The 3320-nt window shown below is 65.5% G+C and carries 4 protein-coding genes, 1 tRNA gene and 1 pseudogene; 3 read left to right on the forward strand and 3 right to left on the reverse strand.

Annotated elements, in window-relative coordinates; genetic code table 11:
• From VN047_RS07565 to VN047_RS07575, 3 genes and pseudogenes are all read right to left on the reverse strand, one after another.
• A pseudogene (locus VN047_RS07565) lies at positions 1-207 on the reverse strand (tRNA (adenosine(37)-N6)-threonylcarbamoyltransferase complex dimerization subunit type 1 TsaB); the annotation flags it as partial.
• Positions 208-225: 18 nt separating this feature from the next.
• Positions 226-819: a malonic semialdehyde reductase gene (locus VN047_RS07570; RefSeq protein ID WP_325541516.1), complete on the reverse strand. Its 594-nt coding sequence runs from the start codon at positions 817-819 to the stop codon at positions 226-228.
• A 23-nt stretch (positions 820-842) separates the two neighbouring features.
• Complete coding sequence (locus VN047_RS07575) at positions 843-1421, reverse strand: NifU family protein (protein ID WP_325541519.1); 579 nt, start codon at positions 1419-1421, stop codon at positions 843-845.
• A 63-nt stretch (positions 1422-1484) separates the two neighbouring features.
• Between VN047_RS07575 and VN047_RS07580 the strand changes: the two genes are divergently transcribed.
• The 3 genes from VN047_RS07580 to VN047_RS07590 form a co-directional block, all read left to right on the forward strand.
• Positions 1485-2357, forward strand: coding sequence for a hypothetical protein (locus tag VN047_RS07580; RefSeq protein WP_325541517.1), 873 nt, complete (start codon positions 1485-1487; stop codon positions 2355-2357).
• Positions 2358-2431: 74 nt separating this feature from the next.
• Positions 2432-2507: transfer RNA gene (locus tag VN047_RS07585), tRNA-Thr, on the forward strand.
• A gap of 213 nt (positions 2508-2720) precedes the next feature.
• A partial coding sequence (locus tag VN047_RS07590; RefSeq protein ID WP_325541518.1) for a cytochrome c family protein occupies positions 2721-3320 on the forward strand: 600 nt, incomplete at its 3' end.

A 3320-nucleotide genomic window follows, 5' to 3' on the forward strand; every position in this document is an offset into this window, starting at 1 on the left:
GATCCGGACCCCGGCAAAGCTGCCCGGGCCGCATCCCGCGACGATGGCGTCCGCGCGGCCGCCGTCCGCCAGCTCGGCGATCAGCGGGACGAGCCGTTCGGCATGGCCGCGACCGATCACCTCGTGACGATGGTCGAGCACCTGCCCGGCCTCGACCAGCGCCACCGAACAGGCTTCACTCGCCGAATCGATCACCAGATGCCGCATGAAGCCCGGGCGCTTCGTTCAGGCGATACGGTTGAAGCGGCCGAAATCCGGGCGCGGGCTGCGTTCGAAAATCGTCGCTGGATCACCATAGCCGAGGGTCGAGATGAAATTGCTCTTCACATGGGGTTCGTCGGCGAAGAAAGCGGCGTCGACTGCCGCATTATCGAACCCCGACATCGGTCCCGTATCGAGGCCGAGCGCGCGCGCGGCGAGAATGAAATAGGCGCCCTGCAGGCTGGAATTGCGAAAAGCGGTCGCCGTGGCATGCGGCGCATTTCCGGCGAACCAGCTCCGCGCATCGGTGTGCGGGAAGAATTCGGGCAGATGCTCGTAGAATTCGGTATCCATCGCGATAATCACGGTGACCGGCGCCGCGCGTATCTTTTCCTCGTTCCCCGGTATGGCGAGCGCGGCAAGCTTTTCCTTCGCCGCATCGGAGGTGCACCAGACGATCCGTGCCGGCAGGCTGTTCGCGCTGGTCGGGCCGAATTTCATCAGATCCCAGATTGCGTGGAGCTGCGCGGTCGACACGGGGCGGTCCGTATAGCCGTTATAGGTACGCGCGGTACGAAACAGCTGGTCGAGAGCGCTGTCGGAAAGCGGCTCGCTCATGGAATACTCCTCGGAGAAAATGGTCAGACGGCGTAAACCGCCGTTACCTCGGGAACATAATGTTTCAAGAGGGACTCGATGCCATTCTTCAGCGTCGCGGTCGAGGACGGACAGCCCGCGCAGGCGCCCTGCATCTTCAGATACACACTACCCTTGTCGAAACCGCGATAGATGATGTCGCCGCCGTCGTTGGCGACCGCGGGACGAACGCGCGTCTCGATCAGCTCCTTGATCTGATCGATGATGTCGGCATCGGCGGGATCGTCGGCGAAACCGCCCTCATCTTCGCCCGGCACGCTGAACCCGGCTGCGCTCGCCGGATGGAACAGCGGCATGTCGGCGAGGAAATGATCCATCACGATACCGAGGACGTCGGGCTTCACCTCGCTCCATTCGGAACCGGGGGCGATCGTCACCGAAATGAAGTCGCGGCCGAAGAAGACGCCGGTGACATCGCCAAGCGTGAAAAGCGCGGTCGCGAGCGGCGACGCCTCGGCCTCTTCGGGGCTCGCAAAGTCGCGGGTTCCCGCGTCCATCACCGCCCGGCCGGGCAGGAATTTGAGCGTCGCGGGATTGGGCGTCGATTCGGTTTCGATCAGCATGGGCTGCATGTGGGACGCGGCAGCCCTTTGTGCAAGATCACATGCATGCGCTAAGGCCTGTCGATGCGTCGTTTCACCCATTTCGCCGCGCTCGACTGGTCGGGCGCGCGCGGACCACGCCAGCGCGGGATCGCGCTTGCCGTCGCGAGCGGCACAGCTGCCCCGCGCCTCGTGCAGCCGGGACACGTCTGGTCGCGCGCCGAGATACTGGCCTGGCTGGACGGCGTTGCCGCCACGGGCGAAGATATGCTGATCGGCTTCGATTTTTCGGCCGCCTTCGCTTTCACCGACCGGGGTGCCTATTTTCCCGAATGGACCGAAAGCCCGGGGAATATCCAGCAATTATGGGCGCTGGTCGAACGCCTCGCGCAGGGCGACCCGCATTATGAGCCCGGCGGTTTTCTGTCCCATCCGCAAGCGCGGCGGCATTTCCGCCACGCGGCAGGCGATGTCGGCGACCTGTTCGCGCCCGGGGCCGGACGGCTCAGGGTAGTCGAACAGCGTCAGCGCGAAACGAAACAGGCAGCGAGCGTAAGCAATTTCAATCTCGTCGGCGCAGCGCAGGTCGGCAAGGCGAGCCTGTCGGGGATGCGATTGCTCCACCGCCTGTCAGATCGCATCCCGCTCTGGCCGCTCGATCCCGTGCCGACGAAGGGCCCGCTGCTGGTCGAGATTTACACCAGCCTCGCCGCACGCGCCGCGGGAATGGCGGCGGGCCGCAGCAAGATCCGCGACGGCGCCGCGCTCGACACCGCGCTTTCCCGCCTGGGATCTCCGCCCGCGGGAGTAAGCGGCCCGGTCAGCGATCATGCGAGCGACGCGCTGCTCACCGCCGCCTGGCTCCGCGCCATCGCGTCCGACGCGGCGCCATGGAACCCGGCCCCGCTCACCGATGTGCTGGCTAAAACCGAAGGCTGGACCTTTGGCATCGTCTGACGATTCCCCGCTGTTGCATTTTTCCGGAGGTCAGACGTTTCCATCCGGCCGAAAAATGCTAATGGGCGCCAGGCGCCGGCTTAGCTCAGTTGGTAGAGCAACCGCCTTGTAAGCGGTAGGTCGTCAGTTCGAGTCTGACAGCCGGCACCATCCAGACTGCGGAAAGTCGCCACGAAAGGAAGATAGGTTCGACCTTTTGGCCTCAAGGCTGGCGCCCTGTCGCAGCGCCGCTGCCCCAACCTGCGCCCCAGCCGATTTGATCGCCTTGCGCCCCCTTGCGCCCTCGCGCACGCCCCAGTAAGGGAGCGACCAAATCAGAGACGCGCCCGGCAAGCGGGCGCCAGCTAACGGGGCTGCAAGAGCATGGACAATCGCAACAACACTATTGCCGGCTGGGTGCTGTTCGCCGGCATTTGCGCGCTGGGCCTGACGATCGGGTCGAGCATGTTGTTCGCCAGCCACGCACCGGAGAAGCCGGGCTTCCCGATCGAAGACGCGGAAGCCGGCGCCGGTGGCGGCGAATCGGCGGTGCCGCTCGGCAACCTGCTCGCGGCCGCTGACGTGGCGAAGGGCGAAGCAGTGTTCGCGAAGTGCGCAGCCTGCCACACGATCGCTTCGGGCGGCGCCAACGGCATCGGCCCCAACCTCTATGGCACGATGGGCGAGGAAATCGGCCACGGCAAACATGGCTTCGCTTTTTCGGCCGCGCTGTCCGGCATGGGCGGCAGCTGGGACTTCGAAAAGATGAACGCGTGGCTGACCAGCCCGCGCAAGTTCGCGCCGGGCACCAAAATGTCGTTCGCGGGCCTGTCCAGCCCCGAAGATCGCGCCAACCTGCTCGTCTATCTGAACGCGCAGGGCTCGAACCTGCCGCTGCCCGCCGCTGCCGAAGGCACGGCCCCTGCAGCTGAGGGAGCTGAAGCCGCTCCAGCAGCCGATGGCGCTGCGGCCGCTCCGGCTGGT

Origin of the sequence: Sphingopyxis sp., assembly GCF_035565275.1 — a bacterium.
Taxonomy (GTDB): domain Bacteria; phylum Pseudomonadota; class Alphaproteobacteria; order Sphingomonadales; family Sphingomonadaceae; genus Sphingopyxis.

Coding starts and splice junctions, on each gene's coding strand:
- VN047_RS07570 (WP_325541516.1), bottom strand. CDS start 819: ATGAGCGAGCCGCTTTCCGACAGCGCTCTCGACCAGCTGTTTCGTACC.
- VN047_RS07575 (WP_325541519.1), bottom strand. CDS start 1,421: ATGCTGATCGAAACCGAATCGACGCCCAATCCCGCGACGCTCAAATTC.
- VN047_RS07580 (WP_325541517.1), top strand. CDS start 1,485: ATGCGTCGTTTCACCCATTTCGCCGCGCTCGACTGGTCGGGCGCGCGC.